This window comes from Marivirga arenosa, from assembly GCF_030503875.2.
In the GTDB taxonomy this organism is placed as follows: Bacteria; Bacteroidota; Bacteroidia; order Cytophagales; family Cyclobacteriaceae; genus Marivirga; species Marivirga arenosa.
Map to the genome: position 1 here is coordinate 3,515,922 of NZ_CP129968.2, position 25,472 is coordinate 3,541,393.

Below are 25,472 nucleotides of genomic sequence, written 5' to 3' on the forward strand. Positions count from 1 at the left end.
TTAGGTGCGTCCCCTTTTCTGACTTATTTTATATATTTCGATGATTTTTGAATTTTAAATTTGTGTTGTGCTAGAGAGTTTTATAAGAAATAGTTTACTGATTTCAATCATCTTGGCTGCCTTTTTTCTAAGGCCAGAAATTGCAAAGGCCCAAGATCCGCAATTTTCACAATTTTATGCGGCACCCTTATATTTAAATCCTGCTTTTGCAGGAAATACTCAAATGAGTCGTGCTGGTATCAATTACAGAAATCAGTGGCCAAGTATTAATGCAAACTTTGTAACCTATTCAGCCTATTTCGATCATTATTTTGATAGATTAAAAAGTGGTGTAGGTTTAATTGTGACTAGAGATGAAGAAGGATTGGTGGGTTTAAGATCTACTTCTGTAGGTGCTCAATATGCCTATCAATTAAGATTATCAGAAAAATTAACTTTTAGGCCTGGTGCTCAAATTGGTGTATACAATAGAAATTTAAATTTTGCTGAACTTACATTTGGCGATCAATGGGATCCTGAAACTCAAAGTTTTCAAAACCCAACTGGGGAAGTTGCAACAGGTCAAAGTAAAACCTTTCTCGATCTATCATTCGGAGGTGTACTATATTCTGACAATTTCTGGTTCGGATACTCGGTTTTTCATCTAAATCAGCCTAATCAATCAATTTTAGGTGAAGAAAGTATACTTCCGATGAAACATTCATTCCATGCTGGGTACAAAATACCTATCAACACAGGTTACCGAAAAGGTTTTAGTAGAAATGGAGATGAAAGAAGTATAACGCCCACTGCTCAATATAAAATGCAAGGAGGTTTTCAGCAAGCTGATTTAGGTCTTTATAGTACATTAGAACCTATGGTGGTAGGACTTTGGTATAGAGGTATTCCTTTCAATACTCCAAATGGATTCTCTTCTTCGGAATCTTTAGTCCTTTTAGTAGGATATTCTTACCAAAAACTTGCAGTGGGTTACAGCTTTGATTACACTCTATCAGACTTGGGAATCAGAAGTGGCGGAGCCCATGAGATTTCAATATCTTATGTACTATCATTAAGGGATCCACGCAGACCACCTGCCGACAAACTTGTGATTCCGTGCCCTAAATTTTAAAATACTTTATGATTTTAACTTCAGATCAATTTTTTGCGATCATTTTAATGGTGGTAGCTATTGACTATGCACTTAATACTGTAGTAGACTTACTAAACTTCAAAAGAGCTAATTCAAAACTACCAGAGGATTTACAAGGTTTTTTCAATCAAGAGAAATATTCAGAAGCAGTTAAATACCAAAGAGTAAACACTAAATTCGGTTTATGGAGCGGATTATCTAGTTTGGTAATCATGCTTATTGTATTACTGTTTGGTCTATTTGGAGAATTAGATGATTATGTAAGAGTTCATTTTAATTCTGTTATCACCCAAACATTAGCCTTCTTCGGAATTATTTTTATTGTAAACGATATATGGAATATTCCTTGGCAATGGTATTCTACATTTAAGATTGAGGAAAGCTTTGGTTTTAATAAAATGACATCCACCTTATTTTGGAAGGATAAAATCAAATCATACGTTTTAACAGCAATAATTGGAGGAATCCTATTGTCTATTTTAGTATTTCTGATTACCTGGATAGGCCAATCTTTTTGGTGGATTTTTTGGATTGTGATAGCAATATTTATGATTGGTGCTAATTTTTTTTACACTAGCTGGATATTGCCTCTTTTCAATAAGTTAGTGCCTTTAGAAGATGGAAGTTTACGCGAGAAGATAATGTCATATGGTAAATCTGTAGAATTCCCTATTCAAAATATTTATGTTATGGATGGCTCTAAAAGATCCGCAAAAGCTAATGCCTTTTTCTCAGGTTTTGGTAAAAGGAAGAAAATTGTACTCTTTGACACTTTATTAGAAAAGAATACAGAAGAGGAGTTAGTTGCCATTTTAGCTCATGAAGTAGGTCACTACAAAAAGAAACATACAATTTCCGGTCTGTTCAGTGGTATTCTTCAAACCGGTGCTATGCTATTTATCATGTCATTTATGATATTCAACCCTGAATTGAGTAAAGCACTGGGTGCGGCTCAGCTAAGCTTCCCTGTTAATTTTATTGCATTTGGAATTATATATACACCTATTAGCTTGATTTTATCATTGTTTTCAAACTTTATTAGTCGAAAACATGAATATCAAGCTGATGAATTTGCGACAATTACTTACAATGGTAATGCTTTGCAAAATGCTCTTAAAAAGCTTTCTGTGGACAGTTTGAGCAATTTAAAACCACATAAGTTGTATGTATTCTTTCATTACTCACATCCCCCGCTCTTAGAAAGACTAAAAGCTATCGATAAGCTCAAATAAAGATTGTTATATTTTTAAAGAAAAAAATTATCTTTATGCCATAAGAGTACTAATACCGCTTTAAATGATTATATTTCTTAAACAAATTGACGAAATATAATATTATTTTGTAGTGTTATTAAAGCTATCAACAAGCTTATAATTAATTAAAAGCAAATTATTATGAAAAAATCACTTATTGTATTATTCTGTTTAAGCATCTCTACTATGGTTTTTGCTCAACAGGATAAAATAGATGGCTTAATCTATAGGGGTGAAAATCTTTTTAAAATAAAGAATTACGAAGGAACAGTTAAATCATTAGCTGAAGCCGTAGAACTAGGTGCAAACGAGCCCTATGTTAATTATATGTTAGGAGTATCATATTTAATGATGCCAAATGCAACCGACCAATTAAAAGCTGCACCTATTTTTTCAAAATTGGAAATGCAAGGCAGCTTTTCTGATCTACCCCAAGATGCTTACTACTATATGGGACAAGCATTCCATAAATCTTTGGAATTGGAAAAAGCGACTAAATATTACAACCAATATTTAAATAGCTTAAGTGATTCCCAAAGAAAAGAAAGAGCGGATGTAGAGTTAGAGATCGCGAAAGTTGAAAATGCTAAACGATTATTAAGCCAGAAAAAAGATATCAATATTCAAAGAATGGCTCCTCCTATCAACTCAGAATTCACTGAATATAATCCAGTGGTTTCTGCAGATCAGTCGGTAATGGCATTCACCTCATTAAGACCTAACCAAAGAACTGGAAGATCATCTGAAGATGTATATATCACTTACAAAAGCTCAGGCGACTGGGGTGAGCCTCAAAAAATTGACATCAGAACTGACGAAAACGTGGGTACTGCTGGTATCTCACCTGATGGCCAACAAATGCTAGTTTTTATTGGATCAGGAAACACTGGAAACCTTTATATCATGAGAAAAGAAGCTGATGGATGGAGTCAGCCATCAGCTATTGAAGGATTAAATTCTCGTGATTTAGAAAGTACTGGTTCAATCACACCTGATGGAAAGAAAATCTATTTTGCGAGTAACAGGCCAGGTGGTTATGGTGGAATGGATATTTGGGTAGCTGAAAGCTTAGGAAACGGAAAATGGGGAAATGTAAAAAACTTAGGTGCAGAAGTGAACAGTAAATATGACGAAGATGCTCCTTTCATTCACCCTGATATGAAGACTTTGTATTACACTTCTAATGGTATAAATTCCATGGGAGGAAGAGATATTTTTAGAACTAACCTTGTGGGTGGAAAATGGACTTCACCACAAAATATGGGATATCCAATTAACACTCCGTTAAATGATAATTACTTTACCTTATCAGCAGATGGAAGTAAAGGATATTTCTCATCTGATAGACAGGGTGGATATGGAGGACAGGACATCTACATTTTTGATATGCCTGAAAAATATGCCAATATTCCTCTTACCATGCTAAAAGGTAAAATTACTGCAGGTGAGGATGAACAACCCGTTCCTACTAAAATCAAACTAATTGATAATGAAAATAACACTAAAGTAGATTATGTGTACGATCCAGATCCTAATACAGGTAATTATCTAATCATTTTACCCCCAGGTAAAAATTATGACTTGATAATTGAATCAGAAGGATATCTTCCTTACACCTTAAACATCAATGTACCTAACCAGACTTATTTCTATGAGCTTTATCAGAAAATTAATCTAAAGCTTATAAAGCAGTTTGATGTAGTGGTAGGACAAGAAGTTTCAGTTAACAATGCATTTTACGATACCAAGCAAGAAGGGACGTACTCTCCTAGACAGGCAAATGAGGCTATGTTAGTACAAAGTGATAGTTTGGATGTTTACGATATGATGGATGCGATAATTGCCGCTGAAGATACTGCAGCTTTTAATTATATGATGGATTTAATGTACTCAGTAAATCCAATTGAGGATGTTGATTTCAGCGCGAATGAAGATGAAATGGAAATCGCTAGTAGAACCTATTATTATGATGAAAGTGATACTACTACCTTAAAAAGTAGAGTGGTTGAAGGTGAGACTATTTACTCTCTGCCGACAATGTATGTAACGGAAGAAGCTGAGCAACAAAAGAAGGAAAAAGCACAGAAAGCTGAAATCACATACGACAAATCTTTACTTGAGCCTGTTTACAAAATCTATTTTGATGTAGGGGAAGCAAAGTTTGCAGATAAATACAATTCTCAATTACAAGAGATTTATGAGCAATTACAGAAGCATGATGCGCTGGGGATTCAAATTTCAGGATATGCTTCAGCTGAAGGAGACCCCGAATTAAACAGGAAATTATCGAATAAAAGAGCTATTGAAGTAGTAAATTTCTTCAACTACAAAGGAGTTGTTAGGAGAAGAATTATTGCAAAAGGATACGGCTCTACTAAATCAGACACTAAAAATCCAGCTGAAAACAGACGTGTAGAAGTTCAAATAATTGATCTTAATAATGTTGACAGGTAATTAATTGAAACAAAAGTTTAAAGGCTATCCAAACAGATAGCCTTTTTTTATGCTTAATATTCATAGTTTGAGGCTAAAAAATTCGTTTTTCGTTCAACACATTCTATCTTTGAAGGAATATAAGTTGATCATACTATGGCAAAAAACGACATACAAAAAGCTGTTTATACTAAACCTACCAATAAGGAAAAAAACGAGCTATTAAAAGAAAAAAATGCTGCTGCACTAAAAGGTGGTGGTGAAGATCGAATAGAAGCTCAACATAAAAAAGGCAAACTTACGGCCAGAGAAAGAATTGATCTTTTAATGGATGAAGGTTCTTTTGAGGAAATTGGCAAGTTCGTGATGCATCGTTGCAAAGACTTTGGATTGGACAAACAACATTATCCAGGAGATGGTGTAGTAACAGGCTATGGAACTGTAAATGGTAGATTAACCTATGTATTCAGCCAAGATTTTACTGTTTTTGGTGGCTCACTATCTGAAACCCATGCAGAAAAAATAGTGAAAATCATGGAAATGGCTATGAAAAATGGGGCTCCAGTAATTGGCTTGAATGATTCTGGTGGAGCTAGAATCCAAGAAGGGGTCGTTTCTTTAGGGGGGTATGCTGATATCTTTTACAGAAACGTTAGAGCATCTGGGGTTGTACCACAAATATCAGCTATAATGGGGCCATGCGCTGGTGGAGCGGTATACTCTCCTGCCATGACAGATTTCATTATGATGGTTGAAAATACAAGTTATATGTTTGTGACTGGGCCAAATGTTGTAAAGACAGTAACTCAGGAAAACGTAACTTCAGAAGAGCTTGGTGGGGCAAGTACGCATAGTACTAAGAGCGGTGTAACACATTTCTCTTGTGCTAATGAATTAGAATGCATCAATAATATTAAAACATTATTGAGCTATGTTCCTCAGAATTGTGAAGATCCTGTTCCATCTGTTCATTATGAATTAAAAGAGGATGAAACAAGAAAAGGATTAAATGAGATAGTTCCTGACAATCCTAATCAGCCTTATGATATGAGGGAAGTGATTGAAGAAACTGTAGATGAAAATAGTTTCTTTGAAGTTCATAAAAACTATGCTGAGAATATAGTAGTTGGTTTTGCTCACTTAGCAGGAAGAAGCATTGGTATAGTTGGAAATCAACCTGCATCATTAGCTGGAGTATTGGATAATGATGCTAGTAAAAAAGCTGCCCGATTCGTTCGTTTCTGTGACAGCTTTAACATTCCTTTATTAGTATTTGAAGATGTACCAGGTTTCTTACCAGGAACAGATCAAGAATGGAATGGAATTATTTCGAATGGTGCAAAACTGCTATATGCTTTCAGTGAAGCTACTGTTCCAAGAGTAACCGTTATTACGCGTAAAGCGTATGGTGGCGCCTATGATGTGATGAACTCTAAGCATATAGGTGCGGATATGAATTACGCATGGCCAACTGCTGAAATTGCCGTAATGGGTGCTAAAGGTGCATCAGAAATCATTTTCAGAAAGGAAATTGCAGCAGCAGATGATCCTGAAGCTAAATTAGATGAAAAAGTACAAGAATATACCGAAAAGTTTGCTAATCCTTACAGAGCAGCACACAGAGGTTATGTGGATGAGGTGATATTACCATCTGATACAAGAAAGAAACTAATCAAAGCTTTCTCAATGTTGGAAAACAAAGTAGATACACTGCCTAAAAAGAAACACGGAAATATTCCATTATAATCTAAGCCTCCACATGGAGGCTTTTTTATTGAGTTAAAAAGTTATATGTAACTTTGGTTACATTTAATCGAACTGCTTTATTTCTATATTCGTTATAGTTTGAAAATTTAGATAATGGAATACATTGATATCTTTATCACTTCATTTAAAGACTACGCGAGATATGTAGGAAATGAAGTAATTAATCCACATTGGGGTAATTATTTATACTGGCTGATTGGAATATCGCTATTCTTCTATGCATTAGAACTAATCATGCCTTGGAGGAAAAACCAACCTAAAATTAGAAAAGACTTCTGGTTGGATGCTTTTTATATGTTCTTCAACTTTTTTCTATTCTCTTTAGTGGGATATTATGCAGTTTCAAATGTATTCGTTGAGTTATTTAATGATTTCTTAGCTTTGTTTGGAATCGAAAATTTGGTAGCCATTGAAATCAATACCTGGCCAGTATGGGCTCAATTACTTACCTTATTTTTAGTTCGAGATTTTATTCATTGGAACGTGCATAGATTACTGCATGCTGTGCCTGCATTATGGGAATTCCACAAAGTCCATCATTCGGTTGAACAAATGGGATTTGCAGCTCATTTAAGGTTCCATTGGATGGAAACTATAGTGTATAGAACCATTGAATATATTCCACTAGCCATGATTGGTTTCGGAATACAAGAATTTCTATTGGTTCATTTATTTGCATTGGCAATCGGACACTTTAATCATTCTAATATAAAAGTCCCATTAGGTCCTTTAAAGTATATATTCAATAATCCGCAAATGCATATATGGCATCATGCTAAGCATATACCATCAAAAACTGGAGTGAATTTCGGGATTTCATTAAGTATATGGGATTATATTTTTGGCACTCATTACATACCAAAAGAAGGAAGAGATGAGCCATTAGGTTTTGATGGTATGGATAAATTTCCTGAAAATTTAAAAGATCAATTAATCTATGGGCTTAAACCTCATAAAGAAAATTCAAAATAATTGATTAATTCCTTCGATATCTATTGCGCAATTACCTGCAATTCCGTAACATTGCAATCCGAAAAACAGAGAGTTTCAAAACTCTAGTTTTTAGGGCCTATAGCTCAGCTGGTTAGAGCACTTGACTCATAATCAAGGGGTCCCTGGTTCGAGCCCAGGTGGGCCCACTTTCAAAAATCATTTTGATACAAAAAGCCTTAAATCTTACGATTTAGGGCTTTTTTATTTTTTATCATTCAATAAAAACCAATTAATATCAAATAAAAAGTGTCCATTTGGTGTCCATTTTGAAATTGTATATTTTTGAACACTCGGCCCTTTCAAGCAAGTAGAGGCCGTTTTGCTGTCTGTTGTAATTATTTCTGCTCATGCTTTAGTGTCCATTTTAACATTACGCAACATGAGCAATTCAAAAAATCATTCATTAAGTACTTTACTGTATGTAAAGAAGCATCGCATCAAGGAAGGTTTAGCCCCTTTGTATCTGCGAATTTCAACCACCAATTCGAGAGTAGAATATTCACTCAGTAGAAAAGTAGAATTCAAAAAGTGGAACTATAACAAGCAAAGGTTAGGAGGATCCACTCAGGAAACAAAAAAGTTAAATCGTTTCCTGGATCAACTAATAGATAGAATTCACAAAATTTATGAAGAGCTGATACTGAACCAAGAATATGTAACAGCCGAAGTAATTAGAAACAAACTTTTCAACCTGGAAGAAGAAAGCGAAATCACCCTACTCTATCTTTCAAAGTATCACTTAGAGAACTTCACCAAGAAACTAAAGTGGAGCACACTAAAACACTACAAAGTGACAGAGAGATATTTTCAAAGATTCCTAAAGGCAAAACACAAGTTAAGCGACATCCCTTTGAAAAGTATTGACTATAAATTTCTAATCGATTTTGAAGATTTCCTTCGCAATTGGAAACCAAAGGACCATCAAAAGGCACTAAATAATAATGGTGTGATGAAGCACATGATAAGATTTAGGAAACTTTTAAAACTAGCCCAAAGGCTCGATTGGATAGAAAAGAACCCATTTAAAAAATATCAAACCCATTTTGAAAAAGTTGAAAGAGAATATCTGGATGGGAATGAACTTCAAGCCATTGAGGAAAAAGAGTTTAATATCCCAAGGCTCGAAATGGTAAGAGATATCTTTATATTCAGCTGTTATACAGGCCTATCTTATGTTGATATCTATCATTTATCGAAAGATAATATTTCTATAGGCATGGATGGTGAGAGATGGATTCATTTGAAAAGAAAGAAAACGAATACATCCTTCTCGGTGATGCTTTTGCCAAAGGCAGAACACATTATTGAAAAATATACAGATCATCCAAGAGCTTTTGAAAATCAGCTTTTACCTGTTTTATCTAACCAAAAAACCAACGCCTATCTAAAGGAAATTGCAGATCTATGCGGCATAAAGAAAACGCTAACCTTTCATATAGCCCGACATACCTTTGCCACCACGGTTACTCTTACGAATGGAGTACCGATTGAAACAGTGAGCAAAATGTTAGGCCATACCAAGTTGGCCACCACACAGATTTACGCTAAAGTGGTCGAGAATAAAATAGGTGAAGATATGGCTGCACTAAAGCAGAAATTATCACAATCCGAGCAACTGAAAAAGGCAGATTAATCTGCCTTTTCTTTTTTACCAGAGCAATATAATTTAATACCCAATAGTTTTAATTATTATATTTTAAATACAACAGTATACTTATGGAATAATATTTGATATCAAACGAACCAATATTTCAGTCAAAACAGAACCATTCTCCCCACTTTTGAACCAATAATTAAACTATTAAACCCTATTGAAAAGTGAGATATGAATTAGACCTATTTGACTATATCGTCTCTGAGTATTTTAAAAATGAAAAACAACAACTATCAAAATCAGAATTTCATGAATGGAAGCAGAACCTCTTAAAAGAAGAAGAACGGCTAAGGCAAAGCTTAATGAAAATGGTCTTTGTCAATCAGGATGACCAAGCCATTGAAAGGCAAGTACAATTCTACCAGCACAAACTGATTACCATTTCAAAAGAGGTAGCCAATCAGATTGAATACCTCCCAATTCCTTATGAGCGCATTATCAAAAAAGATGACTACAGATCTCAATTAGGGCATCTATTTCTTAAAATTCTCTCTGACCTATTAACCTTTATTGAAAATCACTTTGCCCGATATTTCAATCAGGACAGCGAAGTACCCACCACTTATTTTGAAAGGTCCAGTACACAGCTGCGCTATAAATTATTTAAAATCAAAGAGCTCGGAGACCTTAAAAATATAGATCCTCCCCTTTTGAAAATTATTATTCATCACATTCAAAAAGCAATAGACAACCCAAAAGGCATCTCCTACCGCAAGTTTATCTATTGTAAAACATTCCTTTCTGAAATGCTGGTTATGCTTTCTCGAGATCCGAAAGGCATTAAGATGGAAAAACAGATTATTACCAACTTAATATATCTGAACTTCAATGTATTTGCCATTTACAATTACATTAGCAACCGACTTACTGAGCACTATCAAGCCAAATCCAATTATAATGATCAGCTACTGCAATTGCAGCTTTTCAAAAAGTTGATCAATCAATCTCATATAAAGCCTGATTTTGAATTTCATTCCAATACTCCAAGTCTTAAAGAAAGCCTTTTAATTTGGATTGAGGAGGAAGTATTCTACTTCAAAGAAAGAAAGCAGCTTTCAATTCAATACCAACAACCAGAGGTAGCCTGGAATAAAGCACATAAAACCAAAAAGCTTTACAGTACACTTTCAGTATCACAGCTAGCCTATTTCATGAGGTTATTGTCAAATGCTAACATTATAACCCTTGAAAGTAAAGCCAAATTAATTGAATTAATATCAGATAACTTTTCTACTACGAGTCAGAAAGACATCTCCGTTAAGAGCTTAAAAAATAAAATCTATTCACCCGAATTTTCAACAATTGAGAACATTCAAAATCTGTTAGAAAACTTAATCCAAATGACCGAAAAGGATAAAACGATAAATTAATTTCATTTTTTTTCGTTTAAAAACTCTATTTAAACAAAATGGAAAGGGGTTATAGGGGGTTATATAACCCCTTTGCAACTGTTTTAGCATTCCTCCTTTTTGCAGCTTTGCCATGACAACAAAAACAAGTAAATAGTATGGCAGCGGAAATAATCACAACAGATGACTTAAGAGAATTCAAACTGGAATTACTCGATGATTTCAGAAAGCTTTTAGCAGAACAAAAAGGGATCCCCACCAAAAAGTGGCTACGATCCGAAGAAGTCAAAAAGCTTTTAAACATCAGTCCGGGTACACTCCAAAATTTGAGAGTAAACGGCACACTCCCCTTCACAAAAATGGGTGGTGTTTTATACTACGATGCACAGGATATTCAAAATATCTTACAATCAAATAAGATAGGCTGATGAATACAGCAGAAAATAGTATGAAGAAACCGGTGAATTTTATTCACCAGTTTCTTTCCGCTATGGATAAAATATCTGAGGAGAAAAGCTTCAATCCAACACATGTAAGTCTTTATGTGAGCTTATTCACAAGGTGGAACTTAAACCATTTTAGAAACCCAATATCCATCAACAGAGAAGAGGTGATGACGATTTCTAAAATAGGTTCTAAAAACACCTATCATAAGTGCTTAAAGGATTTACAAAAAAGTGGATTTATTGATTACCTCCCTTCTCATAACCCTATGAAAGGCAGCCAAATCAACATGCTCAAAATCAGTACAACTACTGATACAAGCACTGAACAAGTGGTGGACAAGTACAATACAACTACTACACAAGTAGTGAGCCCTTCATTAAACAATATAAACAGTATAAACAATACAAAGAATATAGATATAGGCTCGAATAAAAATTCAACTAAAAAATTTAAGCCACCAAAATTAGACGAGGTGAAAAATTATCTAAAGGAGAAATCAAAAGAATATGAACTACAGAAAAAAGAAATCGACCAGGAGGCCGAAAAATTCCTCAACTACTATTCAGCCAAAGGCTGGATAGTAGGCAAAAATTCAAAAATGAAAGACTGGCAAGCTGCTCTTCGCAACTGGTTATTGAATTACAAAAAATTCAACCCATCAGACACCAAACAAAACCAAGCCGGCCACCTCCACAACAACGAAATCAAAGACTATGATATACCCCTCTAACCTCTGCAGCATAAGGTCTGCAGAAACCAGCGCGCAGGAAGGTCAAAATAGCGGGCCAGCTGCTGGATGCAGCGTTGAAGCATCATATTGTTGTGCCTTTTGAATACTTTTTGGCTAGAAAAAGTTGAACTGACAGCTCCTTTCTTTGAGCGAGGGAAGGACAAAATAGCGGGCCAGCGGTAGCCATGCGGGTGGAAGCATCATTTTGCCTTGATTTTTGCAATACTTTTTATCAAGAAAAAGTATGAAACAGAAAACCTAAAACTATAAAGATAAAACTAATGAAAGCAAATACTCAGCAAATAAGCACAATCCCTAGGCGGGCTGGATTGGTGAAAAGGCGGGCCAGAGTTGGCCAGTGCATGGCAGCATCTTTTCACCATGCTTTTTGCATACTTTTTAGCTAGAAAAAGTATGAAGTAAATGACTTCAATATTTATTAATAAGGATTACGATGGCATCAAATGAAATAAACTTAAAGAACTATAGATCAAAAAAATTCCAATTCCACCACTGCTTAAACTTCCTTCAAAAAGCAGGACAAACAGAATTCGGAAATCACTTCAAAATCCATGAAGCCGATCATGAAATTCTCTTCAAAATACTGGCCTACTTCTATGAAGATGAAGAAATCTGTAGTGATAATAACATCTCATTGCGGAAAGGATTACTACTCACAGGACCAGTAGGCTGCGGCAAAACAAAACTAATGATGCTCTTCAGGCACTTCCTCCACAAAGTCCATAAATACTCAGTAAAATCAACTAGAGATATTGCTTATGAATTCATGGAACATGGCTTCTCCGTAATCAACAAATATTCAAAAGCTCACTTTCAACGTTATCAAGACCAGCTGGTACCCAAAACACTATGCTTAGATGACCTAGGACTTGAATCCACTATCAAACACTTTGGTAACGAAACCAACACCATAGCTGAAATCCTCCTAAACCGTTACCACCTTTTCACCACCAGGAGCATGATCACCCACGCCACTACAAACTTAATTCCTACTGAATTAGAAAACCTCTATGGAAATAGAGTTAGGTCGAGAATGAGAGAAATGTTTAATTTGATTGCATTCCATTCTACTGATAAAAGAGCTTAACTTAATATTCAACAATTTTTCTTAATTATGTAGTGTAAATAAAGTAATGTAATTTTATTTACACGTAGAGTAAAATTGTTTACTTTATGGAATTGTTATATACCATTAAGATAGTGCAATGAAACAGTATAGTAGAATTTTAGGAATTGTAAGTTTTATAGCCTGTATAGGTTTGTTCGGTCTTCTGATTTTTGGCTTCATCGAATCTGAAGAAGAACGATGGATACTAATACTTCTTTCTATACCTCTATACGCTTTTATTCACTTCATTCTTCTTCATAGGTTTGGCTTCAATTATAAAGCTGAATTTACTAAGCCTCAAAGTATTGCTGTAGTTAGTCTCTCTTTAATATTTGGATTGTCATTTTTATTACTAATTCCACCTAATATCGTCAGATTTAACTCAATTATAAAAGAAAATGAAAAACTTGCAGAACCATTGAAACTTGGAATTGATACAACAGCATATGGTTATTCAGCTGGGTTAAATACTAAATTTCTTAATGGTCAGATTAATTACCAGTTTCAGACTCTAGCAAGCGAACCCTTTAAAAAAGACAGACCCAACGTTCCTTCGTTCACTATTAAATTTTATGATGAAGATGGGTTTTTTATTAATGAAATAGAAATCAGTAACTACACTCGAAATGTTGATAGTGAAGGTAACGTTACAGGTATTTCAGCTAACTCTAGTGAATACATGAATTCAGGTGACTATAAAAGAATTGCTGACTGGGGTCTAGTAATAAATAAATCGAAATGAAAGTCATTGGCACTATTTCTAAAAAGCTTAAAGAAAAACCCTATATCTATAGAATTGAACTACTTGACCGATTTGAAAAGCTTCTATCAGATAAAGAAATTGTTTTTGTAAGACCATCAACTTGGCAGGACCCTCTTGAAAATCTTATTTTCAATGCAAAACTGGTAAAGGATGGTAAAGAGTATCACCACCCAGTTAAAGAAAAAATCTATTCGCAATGTTGGAGCTATGAAGGAGATTCCTATGCTCTATGGCAGATTTACACTACAAAAAAGAATGATAAGGGCGAATTCAAAAGACATTTGGGCGTTCGAATAACAACAAAACTTGACAAGTTACAACAAATATCAAATCTCAATAATGGCGATTTTTACTATGGTCAGGTAAATTATTTATGCAAATACCAACTTGAAAAACTACCTAAAGACCTATCTATAATTAAATCATTAAGAGATACGAATTTGAATGAAAATCATCTAAAGACACTTCTGATAAAACGTAAATCATACCATTATGAAAATGAGGTGAGATTAATTGCAAATCCTATTGACAAATTGATAGATAAAACTGATAATCGCTTATGCAGATTAAAAATAGAACCAATGAATTTCATCACCTCTGTCAGATTTGACCCTGCAATGCCTTATAAGGACTTTAAAAGCAAGAAGGAGGAACTAATTGATAAGTTTGGTTTTAGACCAAAACAAATCACGCAATCAACTTACTTTAAGAAAAATAAATTCGTTATTAAATTATAAAGGCAAATAGTAAATGCTAAAAATGAATATGCATACTGAGCCATTCAAGGGCTTATGCTAGAATTAAATACCAGCGCTGTTAGCAACTGGGTCACATACTCATTTTAGCTGTGCGTAGTGTTTTATTTTTTCAAGCTTATTATTTCTTCGTAGGTAGCTTTTTTGACATCGTGAAATTTACTCCAAACCTTTCTGTATTGTCGAATTATTGTGTCATCCTTGTTTATTTCTTTCATAACGTGATTTGCCTTGTTCAGATAACTGATAAAATTACCCCAATCGTAATGTTTAGAAGGACTATAACCAGTTGCACTGTTCTCATCTGGTAACCACTTTAGCCGTCTTTGCGAACCTAAATGTGTAAATCTCTTATATAGTCGCGTTTCAAAAAGTGAGTCAGAGGGTATGTGAGCTGATTTTGCAAAATGAACACCCCTTCTAAATGACCTTTTCATAGTTCTATAAAATTTCGAAAAACCTGCTGTTTTTACTCTGATTTTTGAGCCGTCATACATGAACCCCAAATATTCTAATTGTTTGTTAGGATTTAATATCTCATTTTTTATTAAACCGCCTTTAAATTCTGTGTTTTTGTTTAACTCATATCTGTAGATATTAGTTTTTTTTGGTTGAATGTCAAGATTTGCTTCGACTTCAATTTCTTTTTGAATTAATTGATAAAAGTGCTTTTCATCTTTCTGGTCGCAAATTATTATTAAGTCGTCACTATATCTTTGGTAATATGCGTTTCTTGATGTTGTCTCTGAATAAACTTTTTCATCAAAGTCTAACATATAAATATTTGCTAGTGTTGCACTTATTGGTGTGCCCTGTGGTATTCCTTTCTTTTCTTCTTTATTCAGTTTTTTTCGAATACCCTGTTTATATGGCTTGTCCGCTCTTATTAAATCAGTAGCTTCTTCAAAGAACTCATTCTTATCACAAAATGCGACTACATTTTCGTGTCGCATATTGTAAATTTCACTAACCTTTTTACGCTTGAGTTCTTTTTGAGAAGTATCATTTGGTAAAAATCTTTCAATTATAAGTTTATGCTGAAACCTTTTAAATAATTCGTTTTCATTTACATATTTGTTATCCACCAAATTTTTAAAAATTGTATAATGGTCATCTGGTAAATTAGTGGAATTCAAAACTCGTTTCCATTGACGATGTAAGATCCGATGGTCTAAATTGTCAAAGAATGCAGTAACATCAGCAACTATAATTGATAGTTTTCGATGTTTGTTGTTTTCTACAAATTCAAAAGACTCAAACGCAAATTCGATATTGGATTTATTTCCGCTTTTACCATTTCCAATTGGTATTTTTCTGTAAGCAACAGCGACAGAGCCATAAGGCTTATTCTCTAAATATTCTTCATAGGCTTTTGTTAGAAGATGGCTGTAATAGCTATAAATATTAGAATCTAAATGGGTTGGAAAGTAAATATGACGTTCTTTTTTATCACTAACTGTACGTTGCCTTTTACCACTGCTGTTTTTTGGCGCATTTTCAGTGGGTCTATATTTTCTTTGACTTAAAGTTCTGTGCAACAGAGGTACAAACTTGTGATTGGCAATATTCTCAGGATTTTCAATATAGTCTTTTAACCAACCTTTGTCTTTTTTGCTTGTTAGTGGTTTACCAATGTGCGGATACTTTTTGAATTTAAGCCATTCATCATTCATAGGCATATATTAGTTAAAAAAAGGATTGAGGTTGGTCGTGGCTTACTTTTCGATAGATACAATCCTGAAGTTGCTTTTCACTTTCGCTATAGGCAACGCCACTCATTGATAGAATAGAGTTCGTATCTTTACTAACACCATCAATTATGAAAGTATTCGCAGAAATAGAAACTAAGACAGTTCATCTCGCATTCCTCACAATGCATCTTGTAATAACATTGATAAAGATTTGCAAGATTGGAATCTCTCTTCACACGTCAGCCAAAGTCTGCGTGTGGGACACTAATGTGCACTTTACATAAAACGTACCTATCAGTCTTGACCCAACTCTCAACCATTATCATCAAGTTGTCACAAATCATTCCAATGTTAAAATTGTGACGAAATCAGTTTGATTTATTGCAATTTATGCCATTTTGGCATTATTACTTGCAGTTTCTAAGGAATCTTAATGAATTGTCGAGTTTTATCAATCCCTATTTAGTTTTCACATTGAGTACAACATCCCTGTTTTTAATTCTTTCTTCCTATTAATTTTTGCCATTCCTTTATATTAAATCTATTTTTGTCCATACATTTTAATAAAATTTAGCCCTTAATGATTATTTATCATAAAATTGACAACTTCATATTTTCGTTATTCAATATCCAGTCTGAAGATGAAGGAAAACTCATAGAGGCTGCCAAGCAATTTTATTCCTTCCAAGGCATGGAACCAACCGTTTCTATTTCTGAAGGCCTACTCAAAATAGAACTTAATGAAAAAGCTTCAAATCAGGCTAATCAGGAGTTTCGAAAGGTATTGGATTTATGCAATAGCCGTCAATTTGAAGCAGCAAAGCCACTAATAGAGTCCATTATAAAGGATTCACCTCAAGTTTCAGAATTCCATAGAGTCTATGGCCAAATCCTATCTGAATTGGGCGATCAAGAAGAAGCACAAAACGAGTTGATTGACGCTTTAAAATGGGATCCAAATAATGAATGGGCATTACTCATGATGGGCAATATTTTAGTCAAAGAGAAAAATGATATTGATGGAGCCCTGAAATACTATGACCAAATTCTTGAGACCAATCCAGAAGAAAACATCACGCTTAATAATATTGGTGCAGTCCTCATGAACCAAGGCAGATTCTTAGAGGCTCAAAAATACTTTCAAAAATCAATAGAAATCCAGCCTGAGTTCCCTAACCCTTACTATGCATTGGGCAGATGTCATTCAGCACTCAAGCAACATTCAAAAGCTTTTGATTTAGCAATTACCGCAGCTAAAAAGAATAATCAGCGAGATGAGATTTATACAAGCTCGCTTCAATTAGCTTTAGATTCTGCCACAGCCATTCGTGAAGAAAGGGATGAATTCGAAACAGTAGAGGATTATAAACTGCGATTGCAAGATAGAGCAGGTATCGAAATTAGAATTGAGGATGATATCAGCATCCAAACGGCAGCTAAATTGGAAATTGATGAGAAATACAAACGAGGCTACCATTTAGTCAAGTTCAATCCCAAGCATTCAAATGTCGAGCATTTAATTATGCACGAGCTGGTGCATTTGGAGTTTATTTTGGACGCTCGTGACAACGGTGAGAACTTCCTTTTCACCTCCTCTCAAGAGCATAAATCCAAGTTCGATAAGTCTTTTGCCAAATATCGAGTTAAACTTATTAAAAATGGGCTTGCGCCCGAAAAGGCAGATAACTTCCTTACCTCTTTGTTTGATGGGCTCAATGGACAATTATATAATACACCCATTGACATCTTCATTGAAGATCTCCTATACAAAAGACATCCAAATTTAAGACCAACCCAATTCCTTTCAATCTTCAATATTGTTAAGGATGGTATCAAAGCCACTACTTCAAAAGATATTGTCAATCTAACCCCTGCAAAAGTGGTTTCCGTTTCCAAAATTTTAAACTTGGTCAATGCCTTTCATTTTAAAGACCTATTCGGGGTAGATTTAATTCAACAGTTCAAAGCTACTCCTTTAGAGAAAAAGCAAGCCGAAGAATTTTTTGAAGAGTTCAGTGAATATAGGCAAGACAAACAACCAGGGGAAGAATATGAAATCATTCAACATTGGGCGGAAGATCTAGAAATTGATACTTACTTCGAATTAAAAGATGAAAAGAAAGTTTACAAATCTCAATCAGCAAAAGTAAATTCTCCTGAAGATGTATTGGAATCAATTGAGAAAGATCCTTACGGATTAGATCAAAAGAATCCTGATAATGAAGCAGAGATGAAAACATTCATCGAAACTCATTCCAAAGGAGATGTGAACATGGCGGTGGCCATGTACATGGTGGAAGCTTTAAAATACTTCTCCAATATGCCGCAGGAAGATATTAAAAAAATAGCTTTTGAAATTGCTCATATTGGCATTACTGGTATCAACCCATCAAGTAATTATAAGGTAAGTTCCATTCCGGGTAAATCCTTTTCAGGTTATCACCTTTTAGCATATTATTACACAAGCTGGGCTTTGGCAGTCCCGGAAATGCTTTCGCAACTCCAAATGCCATTCGATGAAGAATTCAGACTGGCTACACTACTTAATGAAAATTAATCATGAAACTACCTCCACTCTCCAAATGCTTTCCTAACACCGAATCTTTGGCTGAACTATATGGCGGTTGGTCAGAAGGCCCAATCTTCAAAGTCAGCTTTACAGCTGAAAGCTTTGAGTTGGCAATTGAGAAAACCAACACCTATTTAGCTCAACATGGCTTTAACTATGAACTTCAATTGGAGGACTTTGAGGAAGAAAAATCTATCGATTTTGCAGATTTAACATTTGCCAGAAACATCACTGCAAAAAATCAAATACTTTTAGCCTACCACCAACCACTTGATAATAACCCTTTAGATAATATCTTGGCTTTCCTTAACAGCTTCAGAGAAGAAAGAGACTGGAAGAAGTTCCACACTTCCAAAGACCTATCCCTTGCCATTAATTCCGAAGCAGGCGAATTAGCAGATCTATTCCTTTGGGATCGAGCGGAAAGGGTCAACGAGGAAAAGGTAAAAGACGAATTAGCAGATATTATAACTTATTGCATATATTTAGCAGACAACTACAAAATAGATTTATTGGATGCTATAGTATCCAAAACCATATCAAATTCAGAAAAATACCCTGTGGCCAAATCAAAAGGCTCTGCGAAAAAATATAACGATATATGATTGTATACAAATCAACCAAAAAAGATTTTCTAGTAGATGTGTATGATGCCGATATTCAAGACATTGTCAGGGAAGCAGTTGAGAAAAAATTGTTTATTAAAGTTGGTGATAGCGAGCTTAATTCATGGGGCAACTCAATTCCTCAGGTCGAAATAATTCTTAGGGATAAGGACATCCCTGATGATGCTTTGGTGGCGATTGAATATAACATTCCCCGAACACAAAACAGGATTGATTTTATCATCAGTGGCACCGGTGAAAATGGAGAGGATAATGTAATCCTGATTGAATTAAAGCAATGGTCCAAAGCTACGCTTACAGAAAAAGATGCCATCGTAACTACTCGCTTCGCTCATGGCGAAAAAGAAACAGTTCATCCTAGTTATCAAGCTTGGTCATACTCTATGCTTCTCAGAGGGTATAATGCTGCAGTCTATGAAGGAAAGATCAACCTTTTTCCATGTGCCTATCTCCACAATTATAATGATGATGGCATCATATCAAATGAATTCTATAAAGATCATATTACAAACGCTCCGCTTTTTTGTAAAGGAGATAAAAGAGATTTTAGGGAATTTGTCAAACGCTTTATAAAATATGGCGATAAAAAGGATTTGATTCTAACCATTGAAAATGGAGAATTAAGGCCTTCAAAGAAGCTAGCCAGCAGTTTAGCTTCATTACTTAAGGGTAATAAGGAATTCACTCTAATTGATACGCAAAAGGAAGTATACGAAACCGCAAAAACTTGCGCTATTGCAGCAAAGAACGGCCACAAAAAAGTGCTGATTGTGGAGGGTGGCCCTGGTACTGGAAAATCGGTAATAGCCATTAATTTATTGGTAGAGCTCACTAAAAAAGGGCTTATTACTCAATATGTCACAAAAAATTCAGCTCCTCGCGCAGTTTATGAATCCAAATTAACTGGAACAATTAAAAAAACACAGTTCTCAAATTTATTTTCAGGCTCAGGATCTTATTCTTCTGCCAAACCTAATTCTTACGATGCCCTTATTGTAGATGAGGCTCATCGATTAAATGAGAAATCTGGTCTATATTCCAACTTAGGAGAGAACCAAATCAAAGAAATTATATCATCATCCGTTTTCTCTATTTTCTTTATAGATGAGAAACAAAAAATACACATCAAGGACATAGGTTCTATTGAGCAAATTAAAGCGTGGGCAGAATTGGAAGATGCAGAAGTTCAAGTGATGGAATTAACTTCTCAATTTAGATGCGAAGGTTCTGATGGTTACTTATCATGGCTTAATAATTCCCTTCAAATTAAAACAACGGCAAACAGAATTCTAAATGCAAAAGAATATGACTTTAGAGTTTACGATAATCCCAATGAACTACGTGATGAGATTTTCAAATTAAATAAGGTAGATAATAGTGCTAGGCTTTTGGCTGGTTATTGCTGGGATTGGAACAGTAAGAAGGATCCTGATCTGATGGATATTGTGATACCGGAACATAACTTTGAAATGCAGTGGAATCTAAATAAGAATGTCATGCTATGGATGATCAAACCTGATTCAGTATCTGAAATAGGATGTATTCATACATCTCAAGGCTTAGAAGCTGATTACGTAGGTGTAATTATTGGTCCTGACCTAATTGTCAGAAATGGCAAGATTATCACTAACGCATTCGAGCGGTCAGGAATGGATCATTCGATCAGAGGTTTCAAAAAACTTCATAAAGCTGACCCAAAGTCAACAAATTTGTTAATGGATCAAATTATCAAGAACACCTATTACACTCTTATGACAAGGGCAATGAGAGGCTGTTTTATTTATTGCACTGATGAAGAAACATCTGATTATTTTAAAAATTTAATTGAGCATTAAATTAATATAGCCTCGAAAATTCCCCTGCCATGAAACTATATTCCGGATCATCTTCCGATTTTATAAATGACAATAACCAAAACTTAATAGTCTCAAAGCTTCAGTCAGAATTCTTTAAGCATTTCCGCCAAGATCCCCAGCCAAGTGAAATCAGGTCCTGGAAGGAATCACTGCAAGCAATGAGCAGCATTTTTGAAAAACTAAAGTTCACCTCTCATGGTGTCCTACTAGAATACCAACTTCCATTAACATCCAAAAGACTCGACTGCCTAATCTGCGGTAAAGACGATAATGGAAAAGAAAATGCAGTTATAATTGAGCTTAAACAATGGTCGGAAACCTTTGATTCAGATTGTGAAAATTCCCTTTCTGTCAATTATGGAGTAGAACTAAAAGAATTATTGCACCCCTCAGTGCAGGTCGGCCAATATGCCGAATATCTTTCCGAAAATCATTCGATTTTCACAAGCAATACCGATATCCCTCTTTTCGCTTGCGCTTATTTACACAACTATGATTACTCATCCACTGACCCTCTCTTCAATAATAAGTTTTCAGATCAGATCTCCAAATACCCTATTTTTTGTAAAAAGGAAGAATCAAATCTAGAGGAATTCTTATTATCTAAACTTTCTAAAGGAGATGGCTTGCCAACTTTGGAGAAAATCCAGGAGGGTAAATATAATCCCCCAAAAAAATTACTCTCTGAAGTCAGTGAAATTTTAAAAGACCGATCGCCTTATATTCTTCTTGATGAGCAACTGGTCGTTTTCGATAAGGTGAAAACATTAATTAAAAATGCATACCAGACTAATAAGAAAGCAGCCGTTATTGTAAAAGGTGGCCCTGGCACTGGCAAATCTGTCATAGCTTTAAACTTACTTTCTTACTTTTTACACAACAAGTATAAATCACATTACGCCACGGGCTCAAAAGCTTTTACTGAAACTTTCAGGAAAATATTTGGAGCAAAGTCAAGAAATTTTTTCACCTACTTTAATGAATACAGAAATGCCTATCAAGATGATCTCGATGTACTTATCTGCGATGAAGCGCATCGCATAAGGGAGTCTAGTAACAACAGGTTTCAAAAAAATAATGGAAAAACAATCCCACAATTATATGAAATCTTAAAAGCTTCTAGAGTTACAGTTTTATTTATTGATGATTTTCAAATAGTGCGCCCTGGTGAAATAGGTTCAATCAAATATGTAAAGGAATATGCAGAATCAAAAAATGTCCAAGTCTTTGAATATGAATTGGAATCTCAATTCAGATGCAATGGTTCTGATGGTTTCATCAATTGGCTAAATAACACATTAGGCATCAAAGCCACAGCCAATGTCATTTGGAAAGAAGCGGATCACTCTACTTATGACTTTAGAATTATCGATTCCCCTCAAAAACTAGAACAATTAATTATCAAAAAAAATAAAGAAGGTCATTCTGCCAGAATGGTAGCAGGTTTTTGTTGGCAATGGTCAGATCCTGATCCAAAAACAGGGCAGTTGAAAGAAGATGTTATAATTGGAGACTTTAAAAGATCATGGAACGCAAAAGAATTTTCTAAGAACAAATTAGCCCCTAATATCCCTAAATCCTCATTATGGGCATATAGCAAAAATGGCATTGGCCAAGTAGGTTGTGTTTACACTGCTCAAGGATTCGAATTTGATTATGTAGGTGTGATTTTCGGGAAAGACATGGTCTATGATCTGGATAATGGAACATGGAAAGGACTTCCTGAAAACTCACATGACAGACCTGTAAAAAAAGATAAGGTCAATTACGAAAACTACATTAAGAATACCTATAAGATATTAATGTCACGAGGCATAAAAGGCTGTTATATTCATTTTATAGATAAAGACACAGAACGCTTTTTCAAATCGAGAATGGAATAATACAAATGAATTAAAATGGTCTTAAAAAAGAAATTTATGTTATTTGACTTAATTGATGAAACCTTTGATAAAACAATAAAGACTGATTTACAAAATAACTACCTCAATCAAGTACAAGTATCAAAAAGATGGGCATGTTATAGTGATTATTGTTTTGATGATCCACAAAAGCCAAATGATGTTGTTTGTTTTACTTTAATTCCCTATTTCGATGATTTCCACCAACTATCAGATAAAATTCAAGATTTGGCTAATGTTGATATTAAAAATACAAGAAAGGTCAGAAAAGAATTTACAGAATTTCTAAAAACATATCCTTTAATTAATTTTTCATTTATACTAAATGATAAAAAGAAGATTTTTGGTAATAATCATGAAGAAAGGAAAAAGACACTCAAAAAAGAATATACCGACCTAAAGAAAAAATATAAAGAATGGCTTAACAATCAACCAGATCAAAAAGAATATTATAGTCAAATTATTAAAAAAATTGACTGTGTTTTACTATCTATTGAGAGGAATAAAAAAATTAAACAAATTATTGGGATGACTTTAGTAACAGCATTAGGTGCATATGTCTCCAACCAGGTAGTTAAAAAACTGGATTTAGATATTTTTGGTTGGTTTTCAGACAGAGATAGTATAAATGAAGTTTGTGATAATTTTTCTATTCAGTTATTTCACACTTATTTACATAATTTTTCAGATGGTAAGCAATTCAAATTTTTAGCTTCTCCAGCAGGAAGCACAGCTAATGCTTTTTATGAACAACTAGTAAGAATTCCAGACTATATATCTGGAACAATTTCTGACTATGATAGGAAACTTAATCAGATCAGTAATGATAAGTTTGACGCAATGCTTACAAACTACATGGCAGGTAATACTCATAATAACTTTGTATTGAAATTATCGACTGATGTTAATGGATTATATTGCTCAAGAATATTAATAGATCTAAAGGAATAAGCCTTCCTAATTAATATCCATTCTGTTAAATTTTAGATGTAAAAAGCGAATTTGCATTTCGATAATTTGCAAACCAAACAGCCGGTTTTTTTTTCAAAATTAATCATCTAACTTCATAACTATATTTTAAAATAAAAGAATGAAATATCAGAGGATACCCACTCAATCAATTTTCATAGATTAAATAAACCTAGAAATAAACGATATAAAACTATACCTTAACTCAAATTCAACCAACATGAAACCTCAACTAACCTTATTTTTAGCATTTCTTGTATTTTCGCTTTCAGCTCAAATCCCCGAAGGCTATTATGAAACTACAGCTGGTCTCGATGGTGAAGAACTAAAGGCAGAACTTCATGAAATCATTAACGACCATGAAATTTACACCTACACAAGTTCCAATACCGATACTTGGGACATCCTCAAGCAAACCGATAAAGACCCAGAAGATGGAAGCTATGTAATTGGCTTCTATTCTGGTTTCAAAATGGATGCATCTAAAGAGTACGATAATGGCAATGGCTGGAACAGAGAACACGTTTGGGCTAAAAGCCGTGGGAGTTTAGGCACAAATAGGGGTCCAGGCACTGATGTTCATAACCTACGAGCTGCAGACATCTCAACTAACTCAGCACGAAACAACCGCAATTTTGACGAAGCAGATGACCAATACATAGATGAATCAGGTCAACACCAAGGAGAAACAGACAGCTACACAAGTTCATCCGAATGGATATGGGAACCAAGAGACAAAGTTAAGGGAGATGTAGCAAGAATACTTTTCTATATGGCCACTCGCTACGAGGGCACAAACGGAGAACCTGATTTAGAACTAAGAGAAGAACTACTAAGTAATGACAGCAATGAACCCTACCATGCGCGTCTTTCAGTTTTGCTCAAATGGCATGAAGAAGATCCCGTAGACGAAATAGAAAGAAATAGAAATGATGTCATTTATTCATTCCAGGAAAACCGTAATCCTTTCGTTGACCATCCCGAATTCGTTTCACTCATCTGGGAGGGTGAGGAAGCTGAAGAACCGGAACCAGTCCTATCCACAAAAGAAGAAATCAAAAACAAATTCAAATTCTACCCTAATCCAGTAAAAACAAATTTCACAATTGATGCTCCGAGAGGTACAAAATTCACAGTTATAGATTCAACTGGTAAAGTTATAATTGAAAATAACTCGAAAAGAAAAACTCAAAATAAGATAGCATCATTTAATGCTGGTATCTATACCCTGCTTACTCAATTTAAGGATATAGAAATTTCATTTCAACTAATAAAAAGTGAGTGATTTTTTTACTTATTAATTACCTCTTTTTTTTCTATCAAATTAAACACCCTAAATAAAACATATTCGATCAAATACCTTTAAAATATATTATTTTCCTTAATTTAACTACTTATACTCCAAGCATACATTAATTAGTAACAATTTATATCTGCAATATAATTATTATCTGT

Annotated in this window: 19 protein-coding genes and 1 tRNA gene; 19 read left to right on the forward strand and 1 reads right to left on the reverse strand. The window is 34.4% G+C overall.

Annotation, left to right across the window (positions count from 1 at the left end; genetic code table 11):
- The first annotated feature begins 67 nt into the window (after positions 1-67).
- The 13 genes from QYS47_RS15135 (at position 68) to QYS47_RS15195 (ending at position 14,387) form a co-directional block, all read left to right on the forward strand.
- Positions 68-1,111, forward strand: a complete 1,044-nt coding sequence (locus QYS47_RS15135; RefSeq protein ID WP_308355894.1) for a PorP/SprF family type IX secretion system membrane protein — start codon at positions 68-70, stop codon at positions 1,109-1,111.
- An 8-nt stretch (positions 1,112-1,119) separates the two neighbouring features.
- Positions 1,120-2,364 (forward strand): M48 family metallopeptidase, encoded by a 1,245-nt coding sequence (locus QYS47_RS15140; protein ID WP_322346994.1) that lies wholly within the window; start codon positions 1,120-1,122, stop codon positions 2,362-2,364.
- A 162-nt stretch (positions 2,365-2,526) separates the two neighbouring features.
- On the forward strand, positions 2,527-4,839 hold the full coding sequence (locus QYS47_RS15145; protein ID WP_308355892.1) for an OmpA family protein: 2,313 nt from the start codon (positions 2,527-2,529) through the stop codon (positions 4,837-4,839).
- 135 nt (positions 4,840-4,974) lie between these two features.
- Positions 4,975-6,564 (forward strand): acyl-CoA carboxylase subunit beta, encoded by a 1,590-nt coding sequence (locus tag QYS47_RS15150; protein ID WP_322346995.1) that lies wholly within the window; start codon positions 4,975-4,977, stop codon positions 6,562-6,564.
- A 114-nt stretch (positions 6,565-6,678) separates the two neighbouring features.
- Entirely contained in the window at positions 6,679-7,557 is an 879-nt protein-coding gene (locus QYS47_RS15155) for a sterol desaturase family protein (protein WP_308355890.1), read from the forward strand.
- 93 nt (positions 7,558-7,650) lie between these two features.
- A tRNA-Ile gene (locus QYS47_RS15160) sits at positions 7,651-7,724 on the forward strand.
- A 233-nt stretch (positions 7,725-7,957) separates the two neighbouring features.
- The gene (locus QYS47_RS15165) at positions 7,958-9,211 is read left to right on the forward strand and encodes a site-specific integrase (protein ID WP_322346996.1); all 1,254 of its coding nucleotides are present in this window, start codon (positions 7,958-7,960) and stop codon (positions 9,209-9,211) included.
- A gap of 185 nt (positions 9,212-9,396) precedes the next feature.
- Complete coding sequence (locus QYS47_RS15170) at positions 9,397-10,602, forward strand: hypothetical protein (RefSeq protein WP_322346997.1); 1,206 nt, start codon at positions 9,397-9,399, stop codon at positions 10,600-10,602.
- Positions 10,603-10,739: 137 nt separating this feature from the next.
- Complete coding sequence (locus tag QYS47_RS15175; protein ID WP_302123329.1) at positions 10,740-11,009, forward strand: helix-turn-helix domain-containing protein; 270 nt, start codon at positions 10,740-10,742, stop codon at positions 11,007-11,009.
- Positions 11,009-11,758, forward strand: coding sequence for a hypothetical protein (locus QYS47_RS15180; protein WP_322346998.1), 750 nt, complete (start codon positions 11,009-11,011; stop codon positions 11,756-11,758). The genes QYS47_RS15175 and QYS47_RS15180 overlap by 1 nt, the downstream gene beginning before the upstream one ends.
- A 454-nt stretch (positions 11,759-12,212) precedes the next feature.
- Positions 12,213-12,866 carry an AAA family ATPase gene (locus tag QYS47_RS15185; RefSeq protein WP_302123326.1) on the forward strand — a complete coding sequence of 218 codons (654 nt, stop codon included), beginning with the start codon at positions 12,213-12,215 and terminating at the stop codon, positions 12,864-12,866.
- Positions 12,867-12,984: 118 nt separating this feature from the next.
- Entirely contained in the window at positions 12,985-13,629 is a 645-nt protein-coding gene (locus QYS47_RS15190) for a hypothetical protein (RefSeq protein WP_302123325.1), read from the forward strand.
- Positions 13,626-14,387: a DUF2971 domain-containing protein gene (locus tag QYS47_RS15195; protein ID WP_322346999.1), complete on the forward strand. Its 762-nt coding sequence runs from the start codon at positions 13,626-13,628 to the stop codon at positions 14,385-14,387. Before QYS47_RS15190 ends, QYS47_RS15195 begins: the two co-directional genes overlap by 4 nt.
- Positions 14,388-14,509: 122 nt before the next feature.
- Here the strand turns inward: QYS47_RS15195 and QYS47_RS15200 are convergent, their stop codons facing one another.
- Complete coding sequence (locus tag QYS47_RS15200) at positions 14,510-16,078, reverse strand: reverse transcriptase domain-containing protein (protein ID WP_322347000.1); 1,569 nt, start codon at positions 16,076-16,078, stop codon at positions 14,510-14,512.
- Between the two features lie 598 nt (positions 16,079-16,676).
- On the opposite strand from QYS47_RS15200, the gene QYS47_RS15205 reads away from it, so the two are divergent.
- The 6 genes from QYS47_RS15205 (at position 16,677) to QYS47_RS15230 (ending at position 25,302) form a co-directional block, all read left to right on the forward strand.
- Positions 16,677-18,653 carry a tetratricopeptide repeat protein gene (locus QYS47_RS15205; RefSeq protein ID WP_322347001.1) on the forward strand — a complete coding sequence of 659 codons (1,977 nt, stop codon included), beginning with the start codon at positions 16,677-16,679 and terminating at the stop codon, positions 18,651-18,653.
- A 2-nt stretch (positions 18,654-18,655) separates the two neighbouring features.
- The gene (locus QYS47_RS15210) at positions 18,656-19,270 is read left to right on the forward strand and encodes a nucleotide pyrophosphohydrolase (protein WP_322347002.1); all 615 of its coding nucleotides are present in this window, start codon (positions 18,656-18,658) and stop codon (positions 19,268-19,270) included.
- Complete coding sequence (locus QYS47_RS15215) at positions 19,267-21,126, forward strand: DUF2075 domain-containing protein (protein ID WP_322347003.1); 1,860 nt, start codon at positions 19,267-19,269, stop codon at positions 21,124-21,126. The genes QYS47_RS15210 and QYS47_RS15215 overlap by 4 nt, the downstream gene beginning before the upstream one ends.
- A gap of 29 nt (positions 21,127-21,155) precedes the next feature.
- Positions 21,156-23,030 carry a DUF2075 domain-containing protein gene (locus tag QYS47_RS15220; RefSeq protein ID WP_322347004.1) on the forward strand — a complete coding sequence of 625 codons (1,875 nt, stop codon included), beginning with the start codon at positions 21,156-21,158 and terminating at the stop codon, positions 23,028-23,030.
- Positions 23,031-23,066: 36 nt separating this feature from the next.
- On the forward strand, positions 23,067-23,999 hold the full coding sequence (locus tag QYS47_RS15225; RefSeq protein ID WP_322347005.1) for a hypothetical protein: 933 nt from the start codon (positions 23,067-23,069) through the stop codon (positions 23,997-23,999).
- Positions 24,000-24,237: 238 nt separating this feature from the next.
- Positions 24,238-25,302: an endonuclease gene (locus QYS47_RS15230; RefSeq protein ID WP_322347006.1), complete on the forward strand. Its 1,065-nt coding sequence runs from the start codon at positions 24,238-24,240 to the stop codon at positions 25,300-25,302.
- Positions 25,303-25,472: the final 170 nt, after the last annotated feature.

Bases quoted from the DNA above. Each gene is read 5' to 3' on its own strand.
- QYS47_RS15140 (WP_322346994.1), top strand. From the start codon at position 1,120: ATGATTTTAACTTCAGATCAATTTTTTGCGATCATTTTAATGGTGGTA.
- QYS47_RS15145 (WP_308355892.1), top strand. From the start codon at position 2,527: ATGAAAAAATCACTTATTGTATTATTCTGTTTAAGCATCTCTACTATG.
- QYS47_RS15150 (WP_322346995.1), top strand. From the start codon at position 4,975: ATGGCAAAAAACGACATACAAAAAGCTGTTTATACTAAACCTACCAAT.
- QYS47_RS15155 (WP_308355890.1), top strand. From the start codon at position 6,679: ATGGAATACATTGATATCTTTATCACTTCATTTAAAGACTACGCGAGA.
- QYS47_RS15165 (WP_322346996.1), top strand. From the start codon at position 7,958: ATGAGCAATTCAAAAAATCATTCATTAAGTACTTTACTGTATGTAAAG.
- QYS47_RS15175 (WP_302123329.1), top strand. From the start codon at position 10,740: ATGGCAGCGGAAATAATCACAACAGATGACTTAAGAGAATTCAAACTG.
- QYS47_RS15180 (WP_322346998.1), top strand. From the start codon at position 11,009: ATGAATACAGCAGAAAATAGTATGAAGAAACCGGTGAATTTTATTCAC.
- QYS47_RS15185 (WP_302123326.1), top strand. From the start codon at position 12,213: ATGGCATCAAATGAAATAAACTTAAAGAACTATAGATCAAAAAAATTC.
- QYS47_RS15190 (WP_302123325.1), top strand. From the start codon at position 12,985: ATGAAACAGTATAGTAGAATTTTAGGAATTGTAAGTTTTATAGCCTGT.
- QYS47_RS15195 (WP_322346999.1), top strand. From the start codon at position 13,626: ATGAAAGTCATTGGCACTATTTCTAAAAAGCTTAAAGAAAAACCCTAT.
- QYS47_RS15200 (WP_322347000.1), bottom strand. From the start codon at position 16,078: ATGAATGATGAATGGCTTAAATTCAAAAAGTATCCGCACATTGGTAAA.
- QYS47_RS15205 (WP_322347001.1), top strand. From the start codon at position 16,677: ATGATTATTTATCATAAAATTGACAACTTCATATTTTCGTTATTCAAT.
- QYS47_RS15210 (WP_322347002.1), top strand. From the start codon at position 18,656: ATGAAACTACCTCCACTCTCCAAATGCTTTCCTAACACCGAATCTTTG.
- QYS47_RS15215 (WP_322347003.1), top strand. From the start codon at position 19,267: ATGATTGTATACAAATCAACCAAAAAAGATTTTCTAGTAGATGTGTAT.
- QYS47_RS15220 (WP_322347004.1), top strand. From the start codon at position 21,156: ATGAAACTATATTCCGGATCATCTTCCGATTTTATAAATGACAATAAC.
- QYS47_RS15225 (WP_322347005.1), top strand. From the start codon at position 23,067: ATGTTATTTGACTTAATTGATGAAACCTTTGATAAAACAATAAAGACT.
- QYS47_RS15230 (WP_322347006.1), top strand. From the start codon at position 24,238: ATGAAACCTCAACTAACCTTATTTTTAGCATTTCTTGTATTTTCGCTT.